Source organism: Pseudomonas sp. OIL-1 (assembly GCF_010669185.1).
In the GTDB taxonomy this organism is placed as follows: Bacteria; Pseudomonadota; Gammaproteobacteria; order Pseudomonadales; family Pseudomonadaceae; genus Halopseudomonas; species Halopseudomonas profundi.
Genome location: NZ_CP048629.1, coordinates 115,545 through 142,059, shown reverse-complemented (window position 1 = coordinate 142,059; position 26,515 = coordinate 115,545). Strand labels below are relative to the sequence as shown.

Below are 26,515 nucleotides of genomic sequence, written 5' to 3'. Positions count from 1 at the left end.
ACCCGGCGCTGACGCCGGGTTTGGGTCCGTTTTCATTTATCGCAGCCGCATCGAGGCGGCAGCAGATCCTGGGTTACTTGTTATTGTCGGCCTGAATAGCGGTGAGGGCGATGGTGAAGACGATGTCATCCACCAAAGCCCCGCGAGACAGATCGTTGACCGGCTTGCGCAGGCCCTGCAGCATCGGGCCGACGCTGATGACATTGGCGCTGCGCTGCACAGCCTTGTAGGTCGTATTCCCAGTATTCAGGTCCGGGAAAATGAATACAGTGGCCTTGCCGGCCACCGGGCTGTCCGGTGCTTTTTGCAGGCCGACGCTGGCGATGGCCGCGGCATCATATTGCAGTGGGCCGTCAATCAGCAAACCTGGCTGCCGCTCACGGGCGATCCGCGTGGCTTCGCGAACCTTCTCCACATCCAGTCCGGTTCCGGATTCCCCGGTCGAGTAGCTGATCATTGCGACGCGCGCCGGGATGCCGAAGGCTTCAGCCGACCGGGCACTCTGGATAGCGATCTCCGCCAGCTCGGTCGCATCCGGATCGGGGTTCACCGCGCAGTCGCCATAGACCAGCACTTGCTCGGGCAACAGCATGAAGAATATCGAGGACACCAGGTTGTACCCGGGCGCGGTCTTGATCAGCTGGAACGCCGGGCGGATGGTGTTGGCGGTGGTATGGATGGCACCTGAGACCAGGCCGTCGACTTCATCCAGCGCGAGCATCATGGTGCCCAGCACCACGTTGTCTTCCAGTTGCTGTAGCGCCATGGGCGCGTTCAGACCACGGCCCTGGCGTAGCTCGACCATGGGCTCGACATACCGCTCGCGAATGACATCCGGGTCGAGGATCTGCAGCCCTTCAGGCAGCGTAATGTGTTGCGCCCGCGCCACCGCTTCGACAGCTTCGGGTTTGGCCAGCAGAACGCACTGTGCAATTCCGCGGCGCTGACAGATCGCCGCAGCCTGCACGGTCCGGGGTTCGTCACCCTCGGGTAGCACGATGCGTTTGCGTGCCTGTTGCGCCCGGCGCACCAGCTCATAACGAAACGCCGGCGGCGACATGCGTACTTCGCGCGGCGTTCCGCAGCGTTGTTGCAACCAGGCCTGATCGATATGCGAGGCGGCGAAATCGGTGACCATTTCGGCGCGCTCCAGGTCATCGACAGGTATTTCGCGATTCATGCGGTCCAGCAGGGACGCGGTGGCAAAGCTGCCGGTCGGAACGGTGATGATTGGCAGGCCATTATCCAGCGCGGGCTGACATAGCTGCATGACGCGTGGGTCAGGGGTGATATTACCCGTCAACAGCAGCCCGGCCAGCGGTGTTCCGGACAGGGACGCCAGGCTACTGGCGATAATGATGTCGTCGCGGTCGCCGGGCACCACCAGCAAGGTGCTGGGCCGGAACAGGTCGATGGTATTGGGCACGGTGCGGGCGCAGAGGATGATGTTCATGACCCGGCGGGTCTGCATGTCGCCGGGATGCAGCGTGCCGGCGCCGAGCAACGCGGCCACGTCAGCGGTGCGCGGCGCATTGAGTTCATCTTTCCAGGGAATACAGCCGATCAGGCGGAAGTCGCCGGTATCCAGCGCGCTGGATTGTTTTTTCAGCGCCTGCGAGAAATCCTTCAGCGTGCGCTTCAGTTCGGTCCGGTCGGCGGGAATATCATCGCCGGCATCCAGGCCCTGCACCTTGTTGACAATCACGCCGATAACCTTCGGATCTTGCGGCCCGCCGAAGCTGTGCGCGTGCAATTCGATACGGTTTGCCAGGTTGGCCAGGTTATCGTCGTCGGGCGCGGAGACCAGTATGACGTCCGCGTCCAGGCTTTTCGCCAGGTGATTATTGATGCGCGCGGCATAGCTGGCCTGACGGGTAGGGACCATGCCTTCCACCACCACGACGTCCGCATCGATTGCGGCCTGCTGATAGCGGCTGATGATGTCCTCAAGCACACCGTTGAGATCGCCGACCGCCAGACGATGCTCGACATCCTGTAATTCAAGTGAAGCCGGCGGCTTCAGACCCAGCGTGCGGGAAATCAGCTCGCTCGAGCGTTCCGGGCCTTCGTCGCCGGGGTGTGGCTGGGCGATCGGCTTGAGAAAGTGGACACGCAAACCTGTGCGCTCAAGGGCGCGGATCAGACCAAGGCTTATGGACGTCAGGCCTACGCCAAAGCCTGTAGGAGCGATAAAAAAAGTATGCATGGTGTTCCTGTTTCAATGAGTAGGTGCGGAATCCAGCAGGGAGAGACTTTCCTCTCCGATCTGACGCTCTTCGTCAGTGGGTACCACCAGAATAGCCGGTGAGTCCGGCATCTGAATCGTACCGGCCTGGCCGCGCGGTAGACTATTGTTGCGCTGCGTATCGATTTGCAGGCCGGAAATTCCAAGGTGGCTGACAGTAAGCTCACGCACCAGAGCCGAGTTCTCGCCAATGCCCCCTGTAAATATCAGACCGTCCAGACGCGGCAGCGCCACCGCCAGCCCGGCCAACGATCGGGCCAGTCGATAACAGAACACGTCAATGGCCAGTTCTGCGCCGACATGCCCTTCGGCGCGCGCTTCCACCAGCTGGCGCATATCGTTGGACAGCCCGGACAGACCAAGCAGGCCACTTTCCCGATTCAGCAGTTTTTCGATACGCAGAAAATCCCAACCGAGGGTGCGCACCAGGTGGAAATGCAGATTGGGGTCGACATCGCCACTGCGCGTGCCCATCACCAGTCCCTCCAGTGGCGTCAGTCCCATGCTGGTATCCAGACTCTTGCCATCCAGCACGGCACAGGACGAGCAGCCATTGCCAAGATGCGCCGTCAGCCAGGCGCCTTCGCCGGGCTGCCGTCCGCTCATCAGGCTCGCCTGGTTGGTCACGTAGTGGTGACTGGTGCCATGGAAGCCGTAGCGCCGGACACTGTGCTGTGTGTAGAGCTCTTCGGGCAGGGCATAGCGGTAGGCGCGCGGCGGCATGCTCTGGTGAAAGGCGGTGTCGAAAACGACGATATGTGGTGTCTCGGTGAACACCTTCATTGCCGTCTCAATGCCCATCAGGTTGGCCGGGTTATGCAGCGGGGCGAGGGGCGCACTGGCGCGGATGGCGGTGATCACCCTGTCATCGATAACCTGTGCGCAGGTGAAATGCTCGCCTCCATGCACCACGCGGTGGCCTACTGCGCTCAACGGTTGGTCGGCATATTCGTCAATCAGCGGCAACAGGCTGGCCATTGCCGTAGTGTGTTCTCCATCGGCCAGATTGATCTGCTGCTTACTGTCGCCGGCCTGCCAGTTCAAGGTGGCGTTGTCCGAATACAACCTCTCAGCCAGACCACTCAACAGCGGTTTATCGACGCCCTCACGGCGCAGGGCAAACTTGATGGAGGAGCTACCGCAATTGATCACCAGAACCAGCCGACTAGACATGTACATTCCGTTTCGCTGAGAAGTGTACGACAGATATTAGCGGGTTTTGCGCGGGCGTTGGGCATCTGCGGCCACTCGTCCCATGTGTCGGTCAAACCGTGCGTTTCGAGTTCAAGGTGCGTAGACTAGCTGGCTTATTGAAAACGACAGGGGCCGAACTATGCAGATTGCTGCCAAAAAAGCTGTATCGATTGACTACACTTTGACCAACGATGCAGGTGAAGTTCTCGATTCATCCGCTGGCGGTACTCCGCTGGTTTACCTGCACGGCGCGGGTAACATTATTCCTGGTCTTGAGCAGGCGCTCGAGGGCAAGCAGGAAGGCGACCAGGTAAATGTCACCGTCGAGCCTGAAAATGCATACGGCGAATTCAGCCCGGAGCTGGTTGCGGTTCTTGGCCGTAACATGTTCGAAGGTGTGGATGAGCTGGAAGCAGGTATGCAGTTTCATGCGTCCGGACCGGACGGCGGAATGCAGATCGTGACCATCACTGGTGTCGAAGGTGACGAAGTCACCGTAGATGGCAACCACCCGCTGGCAGGTCAGCGCCTGACCTTTGATGTGAAGGTTGTCGGTATCCGCGATGCCAGCGATGAAGAGATGGAGCACGGTCACGTGCACGGCGAAGGCGGCGTGGAGCACTAAGCTCAAGCTGCTATCGTCCGTCAGGACGGCAACACGAAAGCCTCCTTATAACGGAGGCTTTTTTGTGGGCGGTAGTTTGACCTTGTAGTCGTTCGCGATAGCGGCCTATCAATCTGAGTGATTAAGCATAGCAATGCTATCAGACTGAAATGACCAGTCGTATAGTGACGCCCATGAACAGTATTCAGGACAAGCGCGCAAGAATTCTCGAAGCTGGCACCAGTGTCATGCTGCGCAAGGGGTATAGCGGCACGGGCGTGCAGGAAATCACCCGGAGCGCTGGCGTGCCAAAAGGCTCCTTTTACCACTATTTCGAGAGCAAGGAAGACTTCGCGGTTCAGGCCCTGCATTTTTACTATCTGCCGCGCCTGGAGCGGTTTGCCCGTGCTCTGGACGACCAGGACGTCTCGCCCCGGGAGCGAATCCTGCGATTCTATCGGGATCTGGTAGGTCACTTTGCCAATCAGGGCGAGCCCTCCAGCCAGTGTTTTATCGGCAGCCTGTGTCATGAGATGGCTGACGAGAGCCAGCCAATCGGTTGTGCCGCCAGCGCTGTGTTCAAACGATCCAGCGAGCTGCTGGCTGGCTGCCTGGAAAAGGCCCGGGAAGCGGGCGAGCTGGCTGTCGAACAGGATCCTGCTGCCCTGGCGGGATTTATCGGCGCGGCCTGGGAGGGCGCACTGCTGCGCATGAAGCTGGACCGGCAAGTGGCTCCGCTGCGCGCTTTTATTGATCAACTGGAAAGGCTGCTGCGTCCCTGATTACCCACTAATGGATACGAGACGACCGGTCATATTGGTTGGCGTCGCGTGCTTGTCACACTTTCTACAATCGCCCGGAGTAACTGATGACTGCTGATATTCGCCCGCTGTTCCAACCCTTCACCATGGGTCCCTTGACGCTGAAAAACCGTATTGTCATGCCGCCGATGACCCGCCATTTCTCACCCGGCGGCATGCCGACTGCAGCAGTTACCGACTACTATCGCCGTCGCGCCGAAGCGGGCGTTGGCTTGATCATCACCGAAGGCACCACAGTTAACCACCCAGCCGCCTCCGGTGCCGGTGACATCCCCTGGTTCCATGGCGAAGCGCTGGCGGAGTGGAAAAAAGTCGTTGATGCCGTGCACGCCGCTGGCGGCAAGATAGCGCCGCAGCTGTGGCATCTGGGCAGCGCACGCCGTCTCGGCAGTGAGCCCAATCCGACCGTGCCAGCCTATGGCCCGATGGAAAAGATCAGCAAGGGCGTCAAGGTCGTTCACGGCATGACCAAAGAGGACATCCAGGACGTAGTGAGCGCCTTTGCCCAGGCTGCCCGCGATGCCAGGGAGCTTGGTTTTGATGCCATTGAGCTGCATGGCGCCCATGGGTATCTGATTGATCAGTTTTTCTGGGAAGGCAGCAACCAGCGCACCGACGAGTATGGCGGCAGCATGGAAAACCGCGGCCGTTTTGCGCTTGAGATCGTTCGCGCAGTACGCGACGCGGTGGGACCGGATTATCCGATCATCTTTCGTTACTCGCAGTGGAAGCAGCAGGATTACACGGCGCGTCTGGCGCCTACCCCTGAATTGCTGGAAGCTTTCCTCGCTCCGCTGGTCGAGGCGGGCGTGGATATATTCCATTGTTCACAGCGTCGTTTCTGGGAGCCCGAGTTCGAAGGCTCCGATCTGAACCTGGCAGGCTGGACCCGGAAGATAACGGGCAAGCCGTGCATCACTGTCGGCAGCATCGGGCTGGACGGGGAGTTTATCCAGTTCATGGTGGATACTGACAAGGTAGCGCAAACGGCCAATATCGACGATCTGCTAGAGCGTCTGAGTAACGATGAATTCGATCTGGTTGCGGTGGGCAGGGCGCTGATTGTCGATCCCCAATGGGCGGCCAAAGTGCAGGAAGGCAGGTTCGACGAGATCCTTCCGTTTAGCCGCGAAGCGCTGAACACGCTGGTGTAAGGCGGCAATAACCGGTGCCCGGCGATAAGGCAGGGCACCGGTGTGTAATCAGGGCGGTCCGTTCATGGGCCGTTCGCGCACCCATAACAGCGTCGATCCGGCCACGGCCGTTGGCATCACCAGCAGGTTGACCAGCGGAATCAGCATGCCGACATACACCGGCAGACCAAAGCCAAGTGACAGGGCCCTGCGGCCCTTCATCCAGCGCAGCATGTCAATGAAACTGACCTTGTCGTTGTCCGCCTGATAATCCACGTACTGCACGGCCATCATCCACACGCCGAACATCAGTAACAGCGGTGATGCAACGAGATTGACTACCGGAATCAAGGTCAATAGCAGTAGCGCGATCAGGCGCGGCAGGTAATAGCTGATCTTGCGCAATTCCCGCCCAATGCTGCGCGGGACCGTCATCAGGATCTCGGTGTAACTGGTGGGCGGACTGACCAGGCCCCGCTCCTGTTCAGCGATCTTCTCGGCGAGAAATCCGTAAAAAGGCGAGGCAATCATGTTGGCCACCAGGCTGAAACTGAAAAACAGAACCAGCAAAATTACCAACGCAAAGAGTGGCCAGAGTAGCCACTCGACGAAGCTGAGCCAATCCGGCAGGGTGGGTACGAGCCGGTCCATCCAGATATTGAACTGCCTGATGCCCCAGCTGATCACAGCGATAAAGAGGGCAAGATTCAGCAAAAGCGGGATCAGGATAAAGCGTCTCAAACCTGGCTGGCGGATGGTTCGCCAGCCTTCCTTGAAGTATTCGGGGCCACGTAGCGGCGCCGGTGTGTTGGCCATGCGTTGCATTCCTTGAATAAGTGGGCGGTCAGGTGAATGTACGAACCAGCTTATAGGCGTAAACTATCCGCTTCATTGAGGCTATGAAATATCCCATCTGCCTGTCGGTGAACTAGGATTCGTCGATCCATTTGCCGCCGAGGCGCACAAGGAGTTTGCATCATGAGTGTTCTGGTCAATCGTCCCGCTCCGGATTTTATCGCCCCAGCCGTACTGGCTGATGGCGCGATCGTTGAGGCGTTCGATTCTGCCTCATTGCGCGGTAAATATGCGGTGGTGTTCTTCTGGCCGCTGGACTTCACCTTTGTATGTCCTTCCGAGATCATCGCGCACAACAACCGCATCGACAAATTTCGCGCACTGGACGTAGAGGTGGTCGGCGTGTCGGTTGATTCGCAGTTCACTCACTACGCCTGGCGCAATACGCCAGTCGAGAAGGGCGGCATCGGACCCGTAGAGTTCACCATGGTCGCAGACGTAAAACACGAAATCACCCGTGCGTACGGGATCGAACATGACGACGGCGTTGCGCTACGCGCCTCGTTTCTGATTGATCGCAACGGCATCGTGCAACACCAGGTAGTGAACAACCTTGCGCTCGGGCGTGAAGTCGATGAAATGATCCGCGTTATCGAGGCGCTGCAATTTACTGAAGAACACGGTGAGGTCTGCCCGGCTGGCTGGCGCAAAGGTCAGAAGGGCATGAAAGCCGACGCAGAAGGTGTTGCAACCTACCTCGCAGAAAACGCCAAACAACTTTGAGTTTTGTGAGCGGTCAGCAGGGCTTACTCCTTCGCCAGGCTACCGCTCCTTTTAAATTTCGCACACCGCGCATGCGGTGCCTAGGAGGCATTGATGTCTGAAGTTCGTCATTCCCGTCTGATTATTCTGGGCTCTGGCCCGGCCGGTTACAGTGCGGCGGTATACGCTGCGCGCGCCAACCTCAAGCCATTGCTGATCACTGGCATGCAGATGGGCGGTCAGCTGACTACCACCACCGAGGTCGATAACTGGCCGGGTGATGTGGAAGGGTTGCAGGGGCCGGACCTGATGGAACGTATGCGCAAGCACGCAGAGCGGTTCGAGACCGAAATTCAGTTCGACCATATCAACAAGGTTGACCTGGCGAATCGCCCGTTCACCCTCTGGGGCGACAGCGGTGCTTACACCTGCGACGGGTTGATCATTGCAACAGGCGCCTCCGCGCGTTACCTGGGCCTGCCCTCTGAAGAAGCCTTCATGGGCAAGGGCGTTTCGGCCTGCGCTACCTGTGACGGCTTTTTCTATCGCAATCAGGATGTGGCTGTCATCGGCGGCGGCAATACCGCCGTGGAAGAGGCGCTGTACCTGGCCAACATCGCCAAAAAGGTCACCGTCGTGCACCGCCGGGAAATCTTCCGCGCCGAGAAGATCCTCGTCGATAAGCTGCTGGCACGGGTATCCGAGGGCAAGATCGAACTGCGCCTGAATGCAACGCTCGATGAAGTGCTGGGTGATCAAAGCGGTGTAACAGGCATGCGCATCGCGCATAACGAAGGCGGCACCGAGGACATTGCCCTGAGCGGCGTCTTCATCGCCATCGGCCACACCCCGAACACCGGTCTGTTCGAAGGTCAGCTGGACATGAAAGACGGCTACCTGAAAATCAAGAGCGGCACGGAAGGCAACGCTACCGCAACCAACATCCCGGGCGTGTTCGCCGCCGGCGACGTGGCTGATCACGTCTATCGTCAGGCGATTACCTCGGCTGGTGCCGGTTGTATGGCAGCGCTGGATGCCGAGAAGTTTCTGGACGAACAGTAAGCGGGGCGTAGGGCTATGGAGGGCCGGGTTCGATCCCGGCCAGCGGAGTTGCTGCAAGGCGCGTTATATCGAGATGGAACTCGATGAGATGGTCTCCTCCCTCTCCCTCTACGGCGTCGTGATGCGCCTGAGAATAGATGCTAAACATCTATTGAGAAGCGAACGGAGACAGGAGGAGACCATGAACAAATCTATGACAGTCGGCATCGATCTGGCAAAGGCTATTTTCTTCGTTGTCGTTCTGGACCCGTCGGGTAAACAGGTGCACCGCAAGAAGCTTCGCCGTCAGCAGGTATTGGCTTTTTTGGCGAATTACCCGCAAGCAGTAGTGGCCATGGAAGCCTGTTCCGGATCCCATTACTGGGCACGGGAAATTGAAGCAGCTGGTCATCAAGTGAAGCTATTGCCACCGCAGCACATCAAGGCTTACTTGCGCCGTCAGAAGAACGATTATAACGATGCCGAAGCCATAGCCGAGGCAGCTCAATATGGGCGAGTACGCGCCGTTGCGGTGAAAACGGTTGAGCAGCAGCTGGATCAAAGCCTTCAACGCATGCGGCAGGCTCTGCTTGCCGACCAAATCGGGTTGATCAATCGCACACGCGCCCTGCTGGCAGAGCACGGCATTGTCATGCCCGAAGGCAAGGCGAACTTCCGCAAGACGGTCGTAGCCTTGCTGGAAGATCCTGAGAACGGATTGCCTTGGCGTCTGCGCGAACTGGTCAATCGTCAGTATCAGCAGTACTGCATTTGGGAGCAGGAACTGGAGTGGTACACACAACAGATTGAGATCAGAGCGAATCAGGATGAGGTCTGCCAGAATCTAATGAGCATCCCGGGCTATGGCGAAATCGTCAGCAGTGCCTTCCGCTGCTGGATAGGCGATGGCCACCAATTCAAGAATGGCCGGGATGCCTCCGCCGCTATGGGGCTGGTCCCCAAGCAATACAGTACGGGAGGCAAAATTATCCTGGGCAGGATCTCCAAATGTGGCGACAAACGTATGCGGGCGTTGCTGGTGCATGGTGCCAGGGCATTCGCGCGCGTGGCCAGCAAGCGCAATGACAGACTCAGTCGATGGGTGTGCAACCTGATTGAGCGACGAGGCTACAACAAGGCAGTCATTGCTCTAGCGAACAAGTTGGTACGCATAGGCTGGGCTGTTGTAACCCGCTGTGAACCTTATCGGGCGATCAATATCAGTCAGTAAAAGCTGGGCAAGGCACGGGTTAACAAGAGGAGTTCCCCCCAAGGTTGCGAAGGCAATCAGCAAGCGATGACAACACAGGTTAGGCCGGTGTATCGAAAACCTGCGGAGGGTCAGGGCCATCAAGGCCGTGAACTCGATTAGGACGATACACTTACGGTACTCATCGAGGCCCGCAGCCGCAGGTTGCATACAGAGGCCGGATATACGACAGACAACCTACATGCCATCAAATGCTGGAGGCCTTGCAAAGAGGGAGGGGACCATATACGACACTCCATTGGTCAGCGTTCAATAGCCTCGCTGCGAGCGTTGTACGCTGGGTTGGCGTGAACGAGCGATACGGCGAGGTAACTTAATACTGGACTGGTTTGGAGCCGGCGGTGTGGGCACGAAGCCTTTCCCCTCGAAGCCTTTGGCGTAGGGGCGCGTATTTGACCGAGTCGGTCAAGCCCCAAGCTTGCCCCTGAACATTCGGGCTGCGAGGCAACGTACGGGAACTGTAGACAACAAAAAACCCGCACAGGGCGGGTTTTTCGGGGTGTTTCGGGTCTTGCTGATACCATCTTAAAACTACAGATGGTGCCTCGAGGGAGAATCGAACTCCCACTCTGTCACCAGAAACGGATTTTGAATCCGCCGCGTCTACCAATTCCGCCATCGAGGCTTTGCGCTTCAAGCAAGCCGGCGCGGAGTATACGAATCGGATGCGGGCGAGGTCAATGGTTTGATACCAGTATTTCCGCTAATATACGCGGCCTTTTCATCCCCACCGGATCGACCTCAGCATGCGTGTCAGCGATTTTCAATTTGATCTCCCGGATGACCTGATTGCTCATCATCCGTTGGCCGAGCGGCGGGGCAGTCGCCTGTTGTGTCTGGACGGCCCGTCCGGCGAGCTGGAGCACAGGCAGTTTGTTGATCTGCTTGAGTTTCTGCGTCCTGGAGATCTGATGGTGTTCAACAACACCCGGGTTATTCCGGCGCGGCTGTTTGGCCGCAAGGAAACTGGCGGTCAGCTGGAAATCCTCATCGAGCGCGTACTCGATTCGTATCGCGTGCTGGCCCATGTGCGTTCCAGTAAGTCGCCGAAACCCGGCAGCAGGATTGTGTTGGATGGTGATGCCCAGGCTGAAATGCTCGGCCGGCATGACGCCTTGTTCGAGCTGGCATTCAGTGAGCCGGTGCTGCCACTGCTGAACCGCGTTGGACACATGCCCCTGCCGCCCTATATCGACCGTCCGGATGAAACCGCGGACCGTGAACGCTACCAGACTGTCTATGCGCAGCGTGAGGGGGCGGTCGCGGCACCCACCGCGGGTCTGCATTTCGACAACCAGCTGCTTGAGGCCATTGCCGAGAAGGGCGTGGAAACGGCGCAGGTGACACTCCACGTCGGGGCGGGCACCTTTCAGCCAGTTCGGGTAGAGCGCATCGAAGAGCATCACATGCACAGTGAGTGGCTGGAGGTCAGCCAGGCAGTGGTTGACGCCGTCAATGCCTGCAGGGCGCGCGGTGGACGTGTCGTCGCAGTGGGTACAACCAGCGTGCGATCTCTGGAAACCGCCGCGCAGGACGGCGAGCTGACGCCTTTCAGCGGCGATACCGATATTTTCATCTACCCCGGCAAACCCTTTCATGTGGTTGATGCGCTGGTAACCAATTTTCACTTGCCGGAGTCAACGCTGCTGATGCTGGTCTCGGCATTTGCCGGTTATACGCAGACCATGGCGGCCTATCGCGCCGCTGTCTCCGAGCGCTACCGTTTCTTCAGTTACGGTGATGCCATGTTCATCACCCGCAACCCGGCCGCAACCGGACCCGAGGATATTCAATGAGTCATATGCAGTTCGAATTGTTGGCCACCGATGGCAAGGCCCGTCGTGGCCGGCTGACTTTTCCGCGGGGTGTGGTGGAAACGCCAGCTTTCATGCCCGTAGGTACATACGGTACGGTGAAAGGCATGTTGCCGCGCGACGTTGAAGCGATTGGCGCGCATATCATCCTTGGCAATACATTCCACCTCTGGTTACGACCCGGTACCGAGGTGATCAAGAAGCACGGCGACCTGCATGACTTCATGCAATGGAAGGGGCCGATCCTTACCGACTCGGGTGGATTTCAGGTGTTCAGCCTGGGCGCGATGCGCAAGATCAAGGAAGAGGGCGTGTATTTCTCCTCACCCGTTGATGGTGCCAAGGTGTTCATGGGGCCTGAGGAGTCAATGCAGGTCCAGCGGGATCTGGGCTCCGATATTGTCATGATCTTTGATGAGTGCACGCCTTACCCTGCCGAGGAAGACGTAGCGCGCCGTTCGATGGAGTTGTCATTACGCTGGGCCAAGCGTTCAAAGGCTGCCCATGAAGGTAACCCGTCGGCGCTGTTCGGGATCGTACAGGGCGGTATGCACGAAGATCTTCGCATGCGTTCGCTGGATGGGCTGGAGCAGATCGGTTTCGACGGACTGGCGATTGGCGGGCTGTCGGTAGGCGAGCCCAAGTCTGAAATGATACGGGTGCTGGATTTCCTGCCGCCGAGAATGCCTGCGGACAAGCCGCGCTATCTGATGGGCGTAGGCAAGCCGGAGGACCTGGTTGAAGGTGTGCGTCGCGGGGTCGATATGTTCGACTGCGTGATGCCAACCCGCAATGCGCGTAATGGTCATCTGTTCACCGATAGCGGCGTGATCAAGATCCGCAATGCGGTGCATCGTCATGACGATTCGCCGCTTGATCCGGGTTGTGATTGTTATACCTGCCAGCACTTCACCCGTGCCTATCTGCACCATCTCGACAAGTGCGGCGAAATGCTTGGCAGCATGCTCAATACCATCCATAACCTGCGGCACTATCAACGTGTTATGGCCGGTTTGCGCGGTGCCATTCAACAAGGTACATTGTCCCGCTTTGTAGATGATTTCTACGCTCGGCTCGGCCTGCCGGTACCTCCTCTTGAGGCTTGAAAAGCGCCAGGGAGGCCCCATTATTCTTTTCTTGCGCGTTCATAACAGGAGCTACACATGAGTTTTTTCATTCCCGCCGCCATGGCCCAGACCGCTGACGGAGCTGCGCCTATGGGCGGTGGTTTCGAGTGGGTTTTCCTGCTCGGCTTTCTGGTCATCTTCTATCTGATGATCTGGCGCCCCCAGGCCAAACGTGCCAAGGAACACAAGAATCTGATCGGCGGCCTCAGCGTCGGCGATGAAGTGGTTACCGGTGGCGGCATCCTGGGCAAGGTTCGCAAAGTCACCGACGAGTTCATCGTGCTTGAAGTGGGCGATGGCCATGAACTGAAATTCCAGAAGGGCGCTGTAGTCGCTGCATTGCCGAAGGGCACGCTGAAAGCCATCTGATTCGTCAATAATCATCTTTCCGGGCGCCTCAATTGGCGCCCGGATCGTTAGCGGGCCCTCACATGCTCAATCGTTACCCTCTCTGGAAATACCTGCTGATCCTCGTGGTCCTCGGGCTCGGGGCAATTTACGCCTTGCCCAACCTCTATCCGGATGATCCGGCCATACAGATTTCCGGCGCAAGCTCTACCCAGACTATCAACGAGAACGACCTCTCGCGCATCGAATCGGCGCTGGAGCAGGCCGGAATCGCGACCAAGGGCGTCGAGGTTGCAGACAACGACAGTTCCGGCCTGGTTCGTCTGGTTAATCGCGGTCAGCAATTGCCGGCGCAGGACGTGGTCAAGCGCACTCTGGGTGGCGACTACGTTGTGGCGCAGAACCTGGCGCCAACCACTCCCGAGTGGTTGATGAATATCGGTGCTGGCCCTATGACTCTCGGCCTGGATCTGTCTGGCGGGGTGCATTTCCTTCTGGAAGTCGACATGGAAAAGGCGATTGAAAACCGCCTGAATGTCTACGAAAGCGAAGTGCGCAGCTTGCTCCGCGGTGAGCGCGTGCGTTATCGCAGCCTGCCGAATCAGGGCAATATGTTGCAGTTCGGCTTCAACGATGACGAGGAGCTTGACCAGGCGCGCCGGATCGTCTCCCGGCAATTCACCCAGTTTCAGATCACCACCGGCACGCGTCAGAATCTTCAGGTGCTGCAGCTGACCCTGACCGATGCAGAGCTGTCGGAGATTCGGGATTACGCTGTCAGCCAGAACCTGACCACCGTGCGCAACCGGGTCAACGAGCTGGGTGTCGCCGAGCCGCTGGTTCAGCGTCAGGGCGCCAATCGCATCGTGGTTGAGCTGCCTGGTGTGCAGGATACGGCCGAAGCCAAGCGGATTCTCGGCAAGACAGCGAACCTGGAATTCCGTCTCGCTGCCGAGCCGAACGCGCCGCGCGCCACGGTGGAAAGCTTCGAGTTCCGGCAGGAGGGACGGCCGTCGGCGGATATCGAACGCAGTATTATTCTCACCGGTGATCAGGTCACGGACGCTCAATCGAATTTCGACGAGAACGGCCGGCCGCAGGTGAATATCCGCCTGGATGGCCATGGCGGCGAGCTGATGACCCGTGCCACGCGCAATAATATCGGTCGCGGTATGGCGGTGCTCTTTATCGAGCAGCGCCAGATCAGCCGCGAGGTGCAGCAGGAAGTCGACGGCGAAATGCAGACTGTCGAGGTTCCGGCTTTCGTTGAAGAAAAGTCCATTATCAGTCTGGCGACCATCCAGAGCACGCTCGGTAACCAGTTCCGCATTACCGGTCTGGATTCCCCGGCTGAGGCCTCCGAGCTGGCGTTGCTGCTACGCGCTGGTGGTCTGGCGGCGCCGATGCATTTTGTCGAAGAGCGGACCATTGGCCCGAGCCTGGGTGCAGAAAACATCGCCAAGGGTATTTCGGCCACCCAGGTCGGCTTTGTTCTGGTGCTGATTTTCATCCTGGTGTTGTACAAGGCGTTTGGCCTGGTCGCTGGCGTTGCGCTGACGTTCAACCTGGTGCTGTTGCTGGCGCTGATGTCCATGTTGGGCGCTACGCTAACGCTGCCGGGTATTGCGGGTATCGTACTGACGCTGGGCATGGCGGTGGATGCCAACGTACTCATCTTCTCCCGTATAAAGGAGGAGATTGCCGCGGGCATGACTCCGCAGCGCGCATTGCATGAAGGTTATGACAAGGCGTTCTCGGCGATCATTGACGGTAACCTGACTACTTTGCTGGTGGGTGTGATCCTGTTTGCCATGGGTTCTGGCCCCATCAAGGGCTTCGCGGTTACGTTGTCGCTCGGGATCCTGACCTCGATGTTCAGCGCCATCATGGTGACACGTGCCATGATCAACTTGTCCGTCGGTGGACGTGACATCAAGAAGCTGTGGCTGTGAGGGCTCATCATGCTGACTAAAAACACAATCAAATTCATGAGCCTGCGTAAGTTCTTCTTTGCGGTCGCAGTGGTCCTGATGATCGGTTCCATTGCCAGTCTGGCTATCAAACAGCTCAATCTGGGTCTGGACTTTACCGGTGGCGCGCTGATCGAGCTCAATTACGCTGAGCCGGCGGATCTGGAGTCGATCCGTGGAACGCTTGCCGACGCGGGTTGGGACGGTGCGGTCGTGCAGAACTTCGGCTCCTCCCGCGACGTTCTGATTCGACTGGCCAGTGAAAACCCTGACCTGGGTGCAGAAATCGCGCGGCTGATTCAGACTGAAGAGGGCGGCGACGTTACGATAAAGCGCGTCGAGTTTATTGGCCCACAAGTGGGGGAAGAGCTGCGCGACAAGGGCGGCCTGGGCATGCTGCTGGCCATGGGTGGCATCCTGCTGTACGTGTCCCTGCGCTTCCAGATGAAATTCGCGGTTTCCGCGATTGTGGCGCTGGTGCACGATGTCATCTTTACGCTTGGGGTGTTCTCGTTCTTCGGTCTGTCCTTCGATCTGACCGTCCTCGCTGCGCTGCTGGCGGTGATCGGTTATTCGTTGAACGACACCATCGTGGTATTCGACCGGGTGCGGGAAAACCTGCGATTGATGCGCAAGACGGAGCTGGAAGAGGTTATCGATATCGCCACCACCCAGACGCTGGCGCGGACCTTGGCGACGTCGGCTTCGACTTTGCTGGTGCTGTTCGCTCTGTACTTTTTCGGCGGTGAGAATATCCAGGGCTTCGCGTTGGCGTTGATAGTCGGGGTGGGTATCGGTACCTACTCCTCGATCTATGTGTCAAACGGCCTGCTGATGACGATGAACCTGACCCGCGAGGACCTGATCCCGCCGCAGCTGGAGGAGGCAGCGGTGGATGATCGTCCGTGAACCGGCGTTGACGGGACATTAAAAAACCCGGCTCTGCGAAGAGCCGGGTTTTTTGTGTGGCGTTACCGCTGCCAGAGCAAAATCAGCGTTTCATTGCCGGTGTCAGGTGCGGCTGGATAGCAGTGAGCACCGCCTTGAAACACTTGGGGTTGCCGGCCACGACATGGCCTTTCTCGAGGAACAGGTGGTTGCCGGTGAAGTCGCTGACCAGACCGCCGGCTTCCTGAATAAGCAGACTGCCTGCAGCCATGTCCCATTCAGCCAGACCGAACTCCCAGAACGCGTCGTAGCGCCCCGCGGCGACGTACGCCAGATCCAGGCTGGCAGCGCCGGCACGGCGGATGCCGGAGGTTTGGCCTACCAGGCTACGGAACATGCCGAGATAATTGTCCAGTGCGTCGAGCTGGTTTTCCTTGAATGGAAACCCTGTTCCAAGCAAGGCGCCTTCCAGGCTCTTGCGTGCGCTGACGCGCAGGCGTTTGCCATTCAATGCGGCGCCACGACCGCGACTGGCGGTAAACTCTTCCTGACGGACGGGATCCAGTACGACCGCGTGTTCAATGCGACCTTTGATACGGCAGGCGATGCTGACAGCGAAGTGAGGCACGCCGCGCACAAAGTTGGTGGTGCCGTCCAGAGGATCGATGATCCATACCACATCGGCGCCTTCACCGCTGCCAGGCTGAAAGCCGGACTCTTCGGCATGGATGCCATGATCCGGATAGGCTTTGCGCAAATGGTAGATGATGGTCTGTTCCGCAGCTCGATCGACTTCGGTGACGTAGTCATGCGCCTCTTTTTCGTTGACGGTCAGAACATCAAGACGTTCTATGGAGCGGTAGATCTGTTCTCCAGCGCTGCGCGCGGCGCGCAGGGCGATGTTCAACATGGGCTGCATACGTGTATCTCTTCAGAAGGAGCTGGAAAAGCGGCGAATTGTAGCAGATTTGTTGGCGTTTAGTTGCCGCTGCGACAAACGCAACAGTCTTGATGCGAATGAACAGCGTAGTCATGGCGTTCAGGCTTTTGTACCATGCACGCCTTATTTTCCTCAGAGCATTCCGGGAGTGTCCAGTGTTCGACAGAGTTCGCGTGGTCTTGGTCAATACCAGCCATCCCGGCAATATCGGGGGTGCAGCGCGGGCCATGAAGAATATGGGATTGACCCGTCTGGTGCTGGTGGATCCGGAGCGCTATCCCGATCCGAACGCGCAGGCCAGAGCATCCGGTGCCGACGATGTACTGGCCGGCGCACAGGTCGTCGCCACGCTGGAAGAGGCTATTGCCGACTGCACGCTGGTGATGGGCACCAGTGCCCGCGATCGACGGATCCCCTGGCCAGTGGTTGACCCCCGCGAGGCGGCTAGCAAGGTATTGGATCAGCTCGAGGAGCTGGACAGCGCCGAGATCGCCCTGGTGTTCGGTCGCGAGGACTCGGGCCTGACCAGTGAGGAACTGCAGCGCTGTCAATTCCACGTACATATCCCGTCGAACCCTGAGTTCAGCTCGCTGAATCTGGGCGCGGCTGTGCAGGTGCTGGCCTATGAACTGCGCATGGCCTACCTGCAACGCCAGGGTCAGCCGACCAAAATGCATAAGCTGGAAACCACCAACCGCCAGAACGAGATCCCGGCCACGGCTGAGGATCTGGAGCGTTATTTCACGCACCTGGAGCAGGTATTGATGGAGATCGGATTCCTCGATCCGGCAAAGCCGCGCCAGTTGATGCCGCGTCTGCGCCGCTTGTACGGCCGGGTGCAAATAAACCAGGTGGAAATGAATATATTGCGCGGTATCCTGACCGAAACCCAGAAAGCCATCGGCGTACAGGCGTCCGGTGAGCGGAGACGTTAAGCCAATGTTCAAGCGCATGAAGGAAGACATCGCCAGCGTGTTTCACCGGGACCCGGCGGCCCGTAATACGCTCGAGGTGCTGTTCTGCTATCCAGGGCTGCACGCCATTTGGCTGCATCGGCTGGCGAATGCTCTATGGGTTCGGGACGCTCGGCTGCTCGCGCGCATGGTTTCCAATTTCGCACGCTGGGCGACGGGTATCGAAATTCATCCCGGCGCGAGGCTCGGCAGGCGATTCTTCATCGATCACGGTATGGGCGTAGTGATTGGGGAGACAGCCGAAATCGGCGATGACGTTACGCTTTACCAGGGTGTCACGCTGGGCGGAACCAGCTGGAACAAGGGCAAGCGCCACCCGACGCTGGAAGACGGTGTGGTGGTTGGCGCGGGTGCCAAAGTGCTTGGTCCCTTTACGGTGGGCGCGGGTGCGAAGATCGGTTCCAACGCTGTAGTCACTAAGGCGGTACCTGCCGGCGCCACTGCTGTCGGTATCCCTGGACGCATCATTCTCAAGGAGCCCGCCGCTGCGGCCGACGCCAAGACTGCCAAGCGTCAGGCAATGGCTGAAAAACTCGGCTTCGACGCCTATGGTGTGACCAACGATATGCCGGACCCGGTTGCCAAGGCGATCGGTCAGATGCTCGACCATCTGCATGCTGTCGATGGCCGGCTCGAAGGAATGTGCGACGCGCTCAAGGAGTTGGGCAGTGATTACTGCGCCAAGGATCTGCCGACACTGAATGATGAGGATTTCGAGGCGCTCAAGGATGAAGCCTCAACCGAAGATGAAGCCGTTGCAGCCGAGTCGGCTCCGCAACAGGCGCAGCACTGAGGGCTCCATGAAACTTCCGATTTATCTTGATTACGCAGCGACTACTCCGGTCGATCCGCGCGTTGCGGAAAAGATGATGGGATGTCTCACCATGGACGGCAATTTCGCCAACCCGGCATCGCGCTCGCATATCTATGGCTGGCAGGCCGAGGAAGCGATTGAGCTGGGGCGTCGACAGGTAGCTGATCTGGTGGGTGCCGACCCGCGCGAGATTGTCTGGACTTCCGGCGCCACTGAATCCAATAACCTGGCGATCAAGGGCGTGGCGCGCGCCTTGCGTGACCGCGGCAGCCACATTGTGACGTCGCGCATCGAGCACAAGGCGGTGCTCGATAGCTGCAAGCAGCTTGAGCGCGAAGGCTTTGACGTCAGTTATCTTGAGCCTGGTGCTGAGGGTATCATCCCGGTCGAGACGCTCGAGGAAGCGATTCGCAGCGACACCGTGCTGATCACTCTGATGCATGTAAACAACGAAATCGGCACGATCAACGATATTGCGGCGCTGGGAGCCGTTGCGCGCGAGCGTGGTGTGTTGTTTCACGTGGATGCGGCGCAGTCCACCGGCAAACTGCCCATAGATCTCAAGACGCTGCCAGTCGACCTGATGTCATTCAGCGCGCACAAGACGTACGGCCCCAAGGGTGTCGGTGCATTATTTGTGCGTCGCTCGCTCGATGTGCGTCCTGATGCGATCATTCATGGCGGTGGCCATGAGCGTGGCATGCGCTCCGGGACGCTGCCGACGCACCAGATAGTCGGAATGGGCGAGGCTTTCGCCATCGCCGGCGCGGAAATGAACACTGAGCGCGAGCGTATCAGCAGCTTGCGCGATAGTCTGATGCAAGGGCTGAGCGGATTATCCGGTGTGCATCTCAATGGCAGTGCTGAGCAGCGTATCCCGCACAATCTCAATCTCGCTTTCGAGGCCGTGGACGGCGAGCTTTTGCTGCTTTCTTTACGCGACCTGGCGCTGTCCACTGGTTCTGCCTGCACCTCGGCCACGGTGGAGCCTTCCTACGTGCTGCGCGGTATCGGTTTGCCTGACGCGTTGGCGCACAGCTCCATTCGCTTGTCGCTGGGTCGCTTCACCAGCGCCGAGGATGTTCAGCGCGCAGCGACAGTGCTGTGTGAAGTGGTCGGGCGTCTGCGCCAGGCTGGCTAGTCTGGCTCAGGCTTTTGTTTCCGGATAAGACCGGCGCCGCTGCTGTTACGTATTTCCATGCAACCTGCGTATAATCCGCGGGTTAACAAATCCTTGTAATCCACTATCCTCAACTTATCTATCTGGAGAGTTTCATGGCCGTTGAACGCACCCTGTCCATTATCAAGCCCGATGCCGTTGCCAAGAATGTCGTTGGTCAGATCCTTAGCCGCTTCGAGCAGGCCAATCTGAGCATTGTTGCTGCAAAAATGGTACAGCTGTCACAGGCCGACGCTGAAGGCTTTTATGCCGAGCACAAAGAGCGTCCCTTCTTCAAGGATCTGGTTGGCTTCATGACTTCCGGTCCGGTTGTTGTCCAGGTGCTGGAAGGCGAAGGCGCAGTCCTGAAGAACCGTGAGCTGATGGGCGCTACCAATCCGAAGGAAGCCGATGCCGGCACTATCCGTGCTGACTTCGCTGAATCCATCGACGCAAACGCTGTACACGGGTCTGATTCCACTACCTCCGCGGCACGTGAAATCGGCTACTTCTTTGCTGAAACCGAGCTGTGCTCACGCACTCGCTGATCAGCAATTATCCATACCAAAGTGATGTGAACGCCATGACTGATGCAAACGGCAAAATCAATCTGCTGGGTCTGACCCAGCCGAAAATGGAAGCCTTCTTCGAGCAGCTCGGGGAAAAGCGTTTTCGTGCCGGTCAAATCATGAAGTGGATCCATCACTGCGGTGTGGACAGCTTTGATGATATGACCAATATCAGCAAGGCCCTGCGCGAAAAGCTCAGGGCTGTTGCTGAAATTCGCGGCCCGGAAGTGGTCAGCGAAGATATTTCCAAGGATGGCACGCGCAAGTGGGTGGTGCGCGTGGCGTCTGGTAGCTGTGTTGAAACTGTCTATATTCCGCAGAACGGGCGGGGCACTCTGTGCGTTTCGTCCCAGGCTGGCTGTGCGCTGGACTGCAGTTTCTGCTCGACAGGCAAGCAGGGTTTCAACAGCGACCTGAGCGTGGCCGAAATCATTGGCCAGGTGTGGGTGGCGAACAAGTCTTTCGGTAGCGTTCCGGCCACGGCGGACCGGGCCATTACCAACGTCGTGATGATGGGCATGGGTGAGCCTTTGTTTAACTTCGACAACGTTGTGGATGCCATGACGCTGATGATGGATGACCTGGGCTACGGTATATCCAAGCGCAAGGTGACCCTGTCCACTTCGGGCGTGGTGCCGATGATTGACAAGCTGGCGACGGTGACCGATGTGGCACTGGCGTTGTCGTTGCACGCCCCGAATGATGAGCTGCGCAATCAGCTGGTGCCTCTGAACAAGAAGTACCCCCTGAAAATGCTGCTCGAAGCGTGCAACAACTATATGAGTCGGCTCGGCGAAAAACGCGTGCTGACGATTGAATACACGCTGCTCAAGGATGTGAACGACCAGCCTGAGCATGCTGAGCAGATGATCGAGTTGCTGCGGAACACGCCGTGCAAGATCAACCTGATCCCGTTTAACCCGTTTCCGCATTCCGGTTACGAGCGCCCAAGCAACAACGTAATTCGCAGGTTCCAGGATATTCTGCACAAAGCGGATCATAACGTGACGGTCCGCATAACACGGGGCGAAGATATCGATGCAGCCTGCGGTCAGTTGGTCGGCCAGGTGGCCGACAAGACGCGCCGCAGTGCGCGCTATATTGCGGTTCGACAGCTCGCAGCTGATGAGCAGGCAGAGCTGCAACACTCAGCCGTTGGCCGCTGATAGCCTACCACCGGCAAGGTAAATCTATGATCAAGCCTGTAGTCGCAATATGGATATTGAGTCTGGCGTTGAGTGGCTGTGTAACGACTGGGGATCAGTCGCGCAAGCCGTCCGATCCGAAAGCGGCGCGCGACGCCTATATTCAGCTCGGCCTGGGATATATGCAGCAGGGCGAAACCGACAGGGCCAAGGCGCCTTTGAGCGAAGCGCTGAAACTGGATCCGAATTCGGCTTCGGCCCATACCGCGCTGGCGCTGGTTTATCAGCAGGAGGGCGAATATCCTTCGGCGGAGAAGCATTTCCGTTCAGCGCTGCGTATTGACGGTAACAACCCGCGCATTCTCAATAATTACGGTGCCTTTCTGCTTAGTCAGGAGCGGTATGAAGAGGCGCTTGAGCATTTCGAGAAAGCCTCCACCGATACGCTCTACAGCGAGCGCTCCAGAGTGTTCGAGAATCTGGGGATGACGCATCGGATGATGGGCAATACCGAGCAGGCAAAAGCCAGTTTCGAAAGGGCGTTACGGCTTAACAGTCGGCAGCCGCAGTCGATGCTGGAGTTGGCCAGGCTGGAATTTCAGGAGCAGAACTATGTTCCTGCCTGGGAGTATTATCGACGTTTCGAGCAGTTGTCGGGGCAGAACGCTTCCAGCCTTTGGCTGGGCGTCCAGCTGGCACGCCGGTTCGGCGACCATAATCGTGCCGCGAGCTACGCCTTGCAGTTGCGTCGTTTGTATCCCTCAAGCGCAGAGGCCAGAGCGCTCAAGGAGTCTGAATCCTCATGAATTCCCGCGAGTTTGATACCACTGGTAGCCAGTATTCGCAGGGAGCCTTGGACGCCGGGGCTGTGTTGCGCGACGCACGTTTGCGTCATGGCTTGAGTGAAGACGAGGTGGCCAGCAGCCTGAGACTGTCTCCGAAAATCCTCGAATATATCGAAACGGGACAGTTCGAGCGGTTACCGGGCGAGACGTTCGGGCGGGGCTATATCCGCGCTTACGCGCGTCTGATGAACCTCGACGCAGACCCGCTGGTGCTTGAGTACGATCGGCAGATGGGCGTCAAGGAACGCGCACGCGCGGTGCACGGAATCGACAAGACTGATCGCTATACAGCGGGGCGCAGTAACAGAATGTGGCTGCGCCGCGGTGCGCTGATTATTTTCCTGCTGATAGCCGGTGCGGTATTCCTGTGGTGGTATGAGAACCGCGAAGCTGATCAGCCCGCTGTTTCGCAGCTGGACGAGCGTCTGTTTGAAGAAGTGCTGGTGGACTCGCTGCCATCACCGGTGCCGTTGCCAGGTGTACGGCATGCGGCAGGTCAGGATATTGCCTTGATCGAGCCTTCGACGCCCGGCTTGTTACAGGTCGCAGCGGTCGAGACGGACGCAGCCAGTAACGTCCAGCAGACGGCAGAGCCAGCGGCCGAGCGGACCGAATCGGCGGACGATTCCACGGCAAACGCTGAGCAGCCGATTGAGGCAGAGCAGACCGAAGCCGCCACGGACGCGCTGTCAGCAGGGCGGGCAACCAATGGACTGCACATGCGATTCAACGATACCTGCTGGGTACAGGTCAGTAGCGCGGATGGCAAGGCGCTGCATACCCAACTCATGCAGGCGGAGCAGTCGCTCAATATCGATCATGAAGGCCCGCTGCAGGTCGTCATCGGAGCTATCGAAGCCGTATCCGCCATCGAATACCAGGGCACCAGGCTGGATACCGCAGCGTACAAGCCAGCGGGTGTCGTCCGGCTCAAGCTGGGCCAGTAGGAGTTAAAAACATGCACCAGGAATCACCTATCAAACGCAGAGTCTCACGCCAGATTCGCGTGGGCTCGGTACTGGTTGGCGGTGATGCGCCTATATCAGTACAAAGCATGACCAACACCGAAACCTGTGACGTGGCCGCGACCGTCGACCAGATCCGCCGCCTTGAAGCGGTCGGCGCGGATATCGTCCGGGTTTCGGTGCCAAGCATGGAGGCGGCTGAGGCTTTCGGCCAGATTCGCAAACAGGTCTCGATTCCGCTGGTTGCCGATATCCACTTCGACTACAAGATTGCGTTGCGAGTGGCGGACCTGGGCGTGGACTGTCTGCGCATCAATCCGGGCAATATCGGGCGCGAAGACCGGGTCCGGGCGGTTGTCGATGCGGCGCGACACAACGGGATTCCTATCCGGATCGGTGTAAACGCCGGATCGCTGGAGAAGGATCTGCAGAAGAAATACGGCGAGCCTACTCCGGCGGCGCTGGTCGAATCCGCACTGCGCAATGTCGAGTTCCTCGACAAGCTGGATTTCCAGGAATTCAAGGTCAGCGTCAAGGCCTCGGATGTATTCATGGCGGTCGGTGCTTACCGTTTGCTCGCACAACAAATTGAGCAACCATTGCATCTGGGCATCACAGAAGCAGGTGGATTGCGCTCGGGTACGGTGAAGTCCGCTGTGGGCCTGGGAATGCTGCTCGCCGAGGGGATCGGCGACACCATTCGTATTTCGCTTGCGGCTGACCCGATTGAAGAGATCAAGGTCGGGTTCGATATCCTCAAGTCGCTGCGGTTGCGGTCCCGGGGCATCAATTTCATCGCGTGCCCGAGTTGTTCGCGCCAGAACTTCGACGTGGTGAAGACCATGAACGAGCTGGAAGCGCGTCTCGATGATGTGCTGGTCCCGCTGGACGTCGCGGTGATCGGGTGCGTGGTCAATGGTCCGGGTGAGGCCCGCGAGGCCGATATCGGCCTGACCGGTGGCTCACCGAACAACCTGGTATACGTCGATGGCTCGCCGAGCGAGAAACTGGTCAATGAGGGCCTGGTTGACCGTCTGGAATCGCTGATTCGCGACAAGATTGCCGCCAAACAAGCAATGGATGCCAACACCATCATCCGCGGCTGATTAAGGAAATACGCTTTGAAGACCCTGCAAGCCGTGCGCGGCATGAACGATATCCTGCCCGCCGATAGCGCCCTGTGGCAATATTTTGAACGCACCGTGGCGGACCTGCTCGCAGGCTACGGTTACCAGCAGATCCGTCTGCCGATTGTGGAACCGACCGAGCTGTTCAAACGCTCCATCGGCGAAGTCACTGACATCGTCGAAAAGGAGATGTACACCTTCGCCGATCGTAACGGTGATTCCCTGACCCTGCGTCCCGAAGGGACTGCCGGTTGCGTTCGGGCAATGCTCGAGCATGGCTTGCTGGGTGGGGGCGTCAGTCACAAGGTGTGGTACACCGGCCCCATGTTTCGTCATGAGCGTCCGCAGAAAGGCCGCTATCGCCAGTTTCAGCAGATCGGGGTCGAGACTTTCAATCTCAGTGGCCCGGACATTGATGCTGAGCTGATTATTCTCAGCTGGCGCCTTTGGCAGAAGCTCGGTTTGGCGGAGGCGGTAACCCTTGAGCTGAACAGTCTCGGCAGTTCGGAAGATCGGGCCCGTTACCGTGAGGCGTTGGTCGAGTATCTAAAGGCTCGCTTCGAGCAGCTGGACGAGGACAGTCAGCGTCGGCTGGAAACCAATCCGCTACGGGTGCTCGATAGCAAAAACCCGGATACCCAGGCGCTGCTGGTCGATGCGCCGAAACTTGCCGATTATCTGAACGACGAAGCGCGGCAGCATTTCGAAGGGCTGCGGGCGCTGCTTGATAGCGCGGGTGTGCCCTACGTCATCAATCCGCGACTGGTCCGCGGGCTGGATTATTATGGCCTCACCGTTTTTGAATGGGTGACCGACAAGCTCGGTGCTCAGGGCACAGTCTGTGCTGGCGGCCGGTATGACGGTCTGGTTGAACAGCTCGGCGGTAAGCCCGCGCCGGCTGTGGGGTTTGCCATGGGTATGGAGCGGTTGTTGCTGTTGATCGAAACCTTGGGCAAGATCCCCGAGGAGCTGTCCCGCCAGGTCGACGTCTATATGGTCATGCTTGGCGCCTCCGCAGCAACGGCAGGCTTCCGACTCGCAGAACAGCTACGGGATGCCTTGCCCGGTCTGCGGCTTGTAGTGCATTGTGGCGGCGGCAGTTTCAAGAGCCAGTTCAAAAAGGCGGATAAGTCGGGCGCCCTGTATGCCCTTATCTTGGGTGAGGACGAAACCGCCGCGCAGCAGATCGGGCTCAAGCCATTGCGCGATCGCAGCGAGCAGGAAAATATTGCCTGGCAGGACCTGCCGGCACGACTCAAACAATTGTTGTGAGCAGTACGGCAGCGCAAATAACTCGGGAAGGAGCGTAGGGTGGCTTACCAGACAGAAGAAGAACAGGTAGAGAAAATCAAGGAATTGTGGCAACGGCATGGTATGCCGTTGCTCACCGGCGCGATGCTTGCCCTGGCGGGCGTATTCGGCTGGAACGCCTGGACTGATTATCGCGACACCCAGGCAGCCAATGCTTCGGCGTTATACCAGACGATGCTTGAGTCGGTATTGGGGCAGGAAGAGACCACTGTTGAGGGGCGTACCCGTGCAGCAGAACTGGCGCAGCAGTTGCGCGATGAGTATCCGGGCTCGCGTTACTCCCGCTACGCAGGATTGATGCAGGCGCGGCTTGCGGTTGAGGCAGGGGATTTCGCCACGGCTGAGCGTTTGCTGAACGAAGTCGTCGAAAATGCTGATGATGAAGCGCTGAAAGAAATCGCCAAACAACGTCTGGCGCGGGTGCTGGCCCAGCAGGAGCGGGCAGAGGAAGCGCTCGCGTTATTCGACTCGGAAGTGTCCGGGCCATTGCTGGCCGGACGCGAAGAAATACGCGGCGACTTGCTGCTGGGCCTTGGCCGTACCGAAGAAGCCCGTGAAGCTTATCAGTCCGCGCTCCGTGCAATACCTGATCGGCAGGCCCGTCCGCAGTTACAGCTGAAAATCGACGATCTGGCGGAGGAAGCCTAGTGAAGC

25 protein-coding genes and 1 tRNA gene are annotated in these 26,515 nt (G+C 58.5%); 21 read left to right on the top strand and 5 right to left on the bottom strand.

Annotated elements, in window-relative coordinates; translation table 11 throughout:
• Nucleotides 1-73 precede the first annotated feature (73 nt).
• A complete protein-coding gene (pta, locus tag G3M63_RS00660; protein WP_163981577.1) occupies nucleotides 74-2,206 on the bottom strand; it encodes a phosphate acetyltransferase in 2,133 nt (710 codons plus the stop codon).
• Nucleotides 2,207-2,218: 12 nt separating this feature from the next.
• Complete coding sequence (locus G3M63_RS00655) at nucleotides 2,219-3,418, bottom strand: acetate kinase (RefSeq protein ID WP_163981576.1); 1,200 nt, start codon at nucleotides 3,416-3,418, stop codon at nucleotides 2,219-2,221.
• Between the two features lie 160 nt (nucleotides 3,419-3,578).
• On the opposite strand from G3M63_RS00655, the gene G3M63_RS00650 reads away from it, so the two are divergent.
• From G3M63_RS00650 to G3M63_RS00640, 3 genes are all read left to right on the top strand, one after another.
• A complete protein-coding gene (locus tag G3M63_RS00650; RefSeq protein WP_150299430.1) occupies nucleotides 3,579-4,064 on the top strand; it encodes a peptidylprolyl isomerase in 486 nt (161 codons plus the stop codon).
• A gap of 173 nt (nucleotides 4,065-4,237) precedes the next feature.
• Nucleotides 4,238-4,825, top strand: a complete 588-nt coding sequence (locus G3M63_RS00645; RefSeq protein WP_150299431.1) for a TetR/AcrR family transcriptional regulator — start codon at nucleotides 4,238-4,240, stop codon at nucleotides 4,823-4,825.
• 86 nt (nucleotides 4,826-4,911) lie between these two features.
• Nucleotides 4,912-6,018 carry an NADH:flavin oxidoreductase gene (locus G3M63_RS00640; protein ID WP_163981575.1) on the top strand — a complete coding sequence of 369 codons (1,107 nt, stop codon included), beginning with the start codon at nucleotides 4,912-4,914 and terminating at the stop codon, nucleotides 6,016-6,018.
• Between the two features lie 48 nt (nucleotides 6,019-6,066).
• Here the strand turns inward: G3M63_RS00640 and cysZ are convergent, their stop codons facing one another.
• Nucleotides 6,067-6,813 (bottom strand): sulfate transporter CysZ, encoded by a 747-nt coding sequence (gene cysZ, locus G3M63_RS00635; RefSeq protein ID WP_163981574.1) that lies wholly within the window; start codon nucleotides 6,811-6,813, stop codon nucleotides 6,067-6,069.
• A 162-nt stretch (nucleotides 6,814-6,975) separates the two neighbouring features.
• Between cysZ and G3M63_RS00630 the strand changes: the two genes are divergently transcribed.
• The 3 genes from G3M63_RS00630 (at nucleotide 6,976) to G3M63_RS00620 (ending at nucleotide 9,826) form a co-directional block, all read left to right on the top strand.
• Nucleotides 6,976-7,575, top strand: coding sequence for a peroxiredoxin (locus tag G3M63_RS00630; protein WP_163981573.1), 600 nt, complete (start codon nucleotides 6,976-6,978; stop codon nucleotides 7,573-7,575).
• A 93-nt stretch (nucleotides 7,576-7,668) separates the two neighbouring features.
• Nucleotides 7,669-8,616, top strand: a complete 948-nt coding sequence (trxB, locus tag G3M63_RS00625; RefSeq protein WP_163981572.1) for a thioredoxin-disulfide reductase — start codon at nucleotides 7,669-7,671, stop codon at nucleotides 8,614-8,616.
• A gap of 181 nt (nucleotides 8,617-8,797) precedes the next feature.
• The gene (locus G3M63_RS00620) at nucleotides 8,798-9,826 is read left to right on the top strand and encodes an IS110 family transposase (RefSeq protein ID WP_150302441.1); all 1,029 of its coding nucleotides are present in this window, start codon (nucleotides 8,798-8,800) and stop codon (nucleotides 9,824-9,826) included.
• A 577-nt stretch (nucleotides 9,827-10,403) separates the two neighbouring features.
• Here the strand turns inward: G3M63_RS00620 and G3M63_RS00615 are convergent.
• A tRNA-Leu gene (locus G3M63_RS00615) sits at nucleotides 10,404-10,490 on the bottom strand.
• A gap of 121 nt (nucleotides 10,491-10,611) precedes the next feature.
• Between G3M63_RS00615 and queA the strand changes: the two genes are divergently transcribed.
• The 5 genes from queA (at nucleotide 10,612) to secF (ending at nucleotide 16,033) form a co-directional block, all read left to right on the top strand.
• The gene (gene queA, locus G3M63_RS00610; protein ID WP_163981571.1) at nucleotides 10,612-11,661 is read left to right on the top strand and encodes a tRNA preQ1(34) S-adenosylmethionine ribosyltransferase-isomerase QueA; all 1,050 of its coding nucleotides are present in this window, start codon (nucleotides 10,612-10,614) and stop codon (nucleotides 11,659-11,661) included.
• Nucleotides 11,662-11,666: 5 nt separating this feature from the next.
• Nucleotides 11,667-12,785, top strand: coding sequence for a tRNA guanosine(34) transglycosylase Tgt (gene tgt, locus G3M63_RS00605; protein ID WP_163984149.1), 1,119 nt, complete (start codon nucleotides 11,667-11,669; stop codon nucleotides 12,783-12,785).
• Nucleotides 12,786-12,842: 57 nt separating this feature from the next.
• On the top strand, nucleotides 12,843-13,175 hold the full coding sequence (gene yajC / locus G3M63_RS00600; RefSeq protein WP_150299437.1) for a preprotein translocase subunit YajC: 333 nt from the start codon (nucleotides 12,843-12,845) through the stop codon (nucleotides 13,173-13,175).
• Nucleotides 13,176-13,237: 62 nt separating this feature from the next.
• On the top strand, nucleotides 13,238-15,106 hold the full coding sequence (gene secD, locus G3M63_RS00595) for a protein translocase subunit SecD (protein ID WP_163981570.1): 1,869 nt from the start codon (nucleotides 13,238-13,240) through the stop codon (nucleotides 15,104-15,106).
• 9 nt (nucleotides 15,107-15,115) lie between these two features.
• Nucleotides 15,116-16,033: a protein translocase subunit SecF gene (gene secF / locus G3M63_RS00590; protein WP_163981569.1), complete on the top strand. Its 918-nt coding sequence runs from the start codon at nucleotides 15,116-15,118 to the stop codon at nucleotides 16,031-16,033.
• Nucleotides 16,034-16,115: 82 nt separating this feature from the next.
• Here secF and suhB read toward each other — a convergent pair whose 3' ends face one another.
• A complete protein-coding gene (gene suhB / locus G3M63_RS00585; RefSeq protein ID WP_150299440.1) occupies nucleotides 16,116-16,931 on the bottom strand; it encodes an inositol-phosphate phosphatase in 816 nt (271 codons plus the stop codon).
• A 176-nt stretch (nucleotides 16,932-17,107) separates the two neighbouring features.
• Between suhB and trmJ the strand changes: the two genes are divergently transcribed.
• The 10 genes from trmJ (at nucleotide 17,108) to G3M63_RS00535 (ending at nucleotide 26,509) form a co-directional block, all read left to right on the top strand.
• Nucleotides 17,108-17,887, top strand: a complete 780-nt coding sequence (gene trmJ / locus G3M63_RS00580; protein ID WP_223824947.1) for a tRNA (cytosine(32)/uridine(32)-2'-O)-methyltransferase TrmJ — start codon at nucleotides 17,108-17,110, stop codon at nucleotides 17,885-17,887.
• Nucleotides 17,888-17,891: 4 nt separating this feature from the next.
• On the top strand, nucleotides 17,892-18,719 hold the full coding sequence (gene cysE, locus G3M63_RS00575) for a serine O-acetyltransferase (RefSeq protein WP_163981568.1): 828 nt from the start codon (nucleotides 17,892-17,894) through the stop codon (nucleotides 18,717-18,719).
• Nucleotides 18,720-18,726: 7 nt separating this feature from the next.
• On the top strand, nucleotides 18,727-19,881 hold the full coding sequence (locus G3M63_RS00570) for an IscS subfamily cysteine desulfurase (RefSeq protein WP_163981567.1): 1,155 nt from the start codon (nucleotides 18,727-18,729) through the stop codon (nucleotides 19,879-19,881).
• 134 nt (nucleotides 19,882-20,015) lie between these two features.
• Nucleotides 20,016-20,447 carry a nucleoside-diphosphate kinase gene (gene ndk, locus G3M63_RS00565; protein ID WP_150299443.1) on the top strand — a complete coding sequence of 144 codons (432 nt, stop codon included), beginning with the start codon at nucleotides 20,016-20,018 and terminating at the stop codon, nucleotides 20,445-20,447.
• 35 nt (nucleotides 20,448-20,482) lie between these two features.
• On the top strand, nucleotides 20,483-21,634 hold the full coding sequence (gene rlmN, locus G3M63_RS00560; protein WP_163981566.1) for a 23S rRNA (adenine(2503)-C(2))-methyltransferase RlmN: 1,152 nt from the start codon (nucleotides 20,483-20,485) through the stop codon (nucleotides 21,632-21,634).
• Nucleotides 21,635-21,660: 26 nt separating this feature from the next.
• Nucleotides 21,661-22,419 (top strand): type IV pilus biogenesis/stability protein PilW, encoded by a 759-nt coding sequence (gene pilW, locus G3M63_RS00555; protein WP_163981565.1) that lies wholly within the window; start codon nucleotides 21,661-21,663, stop codon nucleotides 22,417-22,419.
• Complete coding sequence (locus G3M63_RS00550) at nucleotides 22,416-23,405, top strand: RodZ domain-containing protein (RefSeq protein WP_163981564.1); 990 nt, start codon at nucleotides 22,416-22,418, stop codon at nucleotides 23,403-23,405. The genes pilW and G3M63_RS00550 overlap by 4 nt, the downstream gene beginning before the upstream one ends.
• 11 nt (nucleotides 23,406-23,416) lie before the next feature.
• The gene (gene ispG, locus G3M63_RS00545) at nucleotides 23,417-24,529 is read left to right on the top strand and encodes a flavodoxin-dependent (E)-4-hydroxy-3-methylbut-2-enyl-diphosphate synthase (RefSeq protein WP_163981563.1); all 1,113 of its coding nucleotides are present in this window, start codon (nucleotides 23,417-23,419) and stop codon (nucleotides 24,527-24,529) included.
• Between the two features lie 15 nt (nucleotides 24,530-24,544).
• The gene (gene hisS / locus G3M63_RS00540; RefSeq protein WP_263398678.1) at nucleotides 24,545-25,822 is read left to right on the top strand and encodes a histidine--tRNA ligase; all 1,278 of its coding nucleotides are present in this window, start codon (nucleotides 24,545-24,547) and stop codon (nucleotides 25,820-25,822) included.
• A 39-nt stretch (nucleotides 25,823-25,861) separates the two neighbouring features.
• Complete coding sequence (locus G3M63_RS00535) at nucleotides 25,862-26,509, top strand: tetratricopeptide repeat protein (RefSeq protein WP_150299448.1); 648 nt, start codon at nucleotides 25,862-25,864, stop codon at nucleotides 26,507-26,509.
• The last annotated feature ends 6 nt before the right edge of the window (nucleotides 26,510-26,515 follow it).

Bases quoted from the DNA above. Each gene is read 5' to 3' on its own strand.
- G3M63_RS00620 (WP_150302441.1), top strand. From the start codon at position 8,798: ATGAACAAATCTATGACAGTCGGCATCGATCTGGCAAAGGCTATTTTC.
- pta (WP_163981577.1), bottom strand. From the start codon at position 2,206: ATGCATACTTTTTTTATCGCTCCTACAGGCTTTGGCGTAGGCCTGACG.
- suhB (WP_150299440.1), bottom strand. From the start codon at position 16,931: ATGCAGCCCATGTTGAACATCGCCCTGCGCGCCGCGCGCAGCGCTGGA.
- yajC (WP_150299437.1), top strand. From the start codon at position 12,843: ATGAGTTTTTTCATTCCCGCCGCCATGGCCCAGACCGCTGACGGAGCT.
- ispG (WP_163981563.1), top strand. From the start codon at position 23,417: ATGCACCAGGAATCACCTATCAAACGCAGAGTCTCACGCCAGATTCGC.
- G3M63_RS00655 (WP_163981576.1), bottom strand. From the start codon at position 3,418: ATGTCTAGTCGGCTGGTTCTGGTGATCAATTGCGGTAGCTCCTCCATC.
- rlmN (WP_163981566.1), top strand. From the start codon at position 20,483: ATGACTGATGCAAACGGCAAAATCAATCTGCTGGGTCTGACCCAGCCG.
- trxB (WP_163981572.1), top strand. From the start codon at position 7,669: ATGTCTGAAGTTCGTCATTCCCGTCTGATTATTCTGGGCTCTGGCCCG.
- G3M63_RS00570 (WP_163981567.1), top strand. From the start codon at position 18,727: ATGAAACTTCCGATTTATCTTGATTACGCAGCGACTACTCCGGTCGAT.
- pilW (WP_163981565.1), top strand. From the start codon at position 21,661: ATGATCAAGCCTGTAGTCGCAATATGGATATTGAGTCTGGCGTTGAGT.
- cysZ (WP_163981574.1), bottom strand. From the start codon at position 6,813: ATGGCCAACACACCGGCGCCGCTACGTGGCCCCGAATACTTCAAGGAA.
- G3M63_RS00550 (WP_163981564.1), top strand. From the start codon at position 22,416: ATGAATTCCCGCGAGTTTGATACCACTGGTAGCCAGTATTCGCAGGGA.
- G3M63_RS00640 (WP_163981575.1), top strand. From the start codon at position 4,912: ATGACTGCTGATATTCGCCCGCTGTTCCAACCCTTCACCATGGGTCCC.
- tgt (WP_163984149.1), top strand. From the start codon at position 11,667: ATGCAGTTCGAATTGTTGGCCACCGATGGCAAGGCCCGTCGTGGCCGG.
- cysE (WP_163981568.1), top strand. From the start codon at position 17,892: ATGTTCAAGCGCATGAAGGAAGACATCGCCAGCGTGTTTCACCGGGAC.
- ndk (WP_150299443.1), top strand. From the start codon at position 20,016: ATGGCCGTTGAACGCACCCTGTCCATTATCAAGCCCGATGCCGTTGCC.
- G3M63_RS00630 (WP_163981573.1), top strand. From the start codon at position 6,976: ATGAGTGTTCTGGTCAATCGTCCCGCTCCGGATTTTATCGCCCCAGCC.
- G3M63_RS00645 (WP_150299431.1), top strand. From the start codon at position 4,238: ATGAACAGTATTCAGGACAAGCGCGCAAGAATTCTCGAAGCTGGCACC.
- secF (WP_163981569.1), top strand. From the start codon at position 15,116: ATGCTGACTAAAAACACAATCAAATTCATGAGCCTGCGTAAGTTCTTC.
- G3M63_RS00650 (WP_150299430.1), top strand. From the start codon at position 3,579: ATGCAGATTGCTGCCAAAAAAGCTGTATCGATTGACTACACTTTGACC.
- queA (WP_163981571.1), top strand. From the start codon at position 10,612: ATGCGTGTCAGCGATTTTCAATTTGATCTCCCGGATGACCTGATTGCT.
- secD (WP_163981570.1), top strand. From the start codon at position 13,238: ATGCTCAATCGTTACCCTCTCTGGAAATACCTGCTGATCCTCGTGGTC.